Origin of the sequence: Streptomyces calidiresistens, from assembly GCF_014141525.1 — a bacterium.
In the GTDB taxonomy this organism is placed as follows: Bacteria; Actinomycetota; Actinomycetes; order Streptomycetales; family Streptomycetaceae; genus Streptomyces; species Streptomyces calidiresistens.
In genome coordinates this window covers 1-490 of record NZ_VKHS01001540.1, presented here as the reverse complement: position 1 = coordinate 490, position 490 = coordinate 1, and the positions used below count along the sequence as shown (strand labels likewise).

Annotated in this window: 1 pseudogene; it reads left to right on the top strand. The window is 76.7% G+C overall.

From position 1 onward, the window contains the following. Positions 1–30 precede the first annotated feature (30 nt). Positions 31–490: pseudogene (locus FOE67_RS28200) on the top strand (ABC transporter ATP-binding protein); the annotation flags it as partial.

Here is a 490-nt window from a genome sequence, read left to right as displayed (position 1 = left end):
CCTCCTCCCCACCCCTTCGGCAGGTTTCCCGTGATGATCCACCCCGAGCTCCTGGCCGCCGCCCGCCCGGTGCGTCGCCCCCTGGTGATCGCCGGGTCCCTGCTGTTCGCGGTCACTCTCGGCCATCTCGCCAGGGCGGTGCTGTTGGCCCTCGCGCTGGCCGCGGTCGCCCGCTCCGAACCGGCCGCCGCCGTCGCCCCCCTGCTGGGCGTGCCGGCGGTCGTCCTCGTGCAGGCGCTGCTCCACCACCGCCAGCGGGTGGTGGCGGCCGGGGCCGGGGCCGAGGCCCGGGTGCTGCTGCGCGACGACCTGCTGGAGCGGCTGGGCCGGCTCGGCCCGGCCCACCTCACCGGGACCCGGGCCGGCGCGGTACGGGCCACTCTGGTGGACGGGGTGGAGGGCTGCGACGTGTACCTCTCCCGGTACCTGCCGCAGTTGGTCGTCACCTGTGTCACCCCGCCCCTGGTGCTCCTGGCCGTCGCCCTCCTGG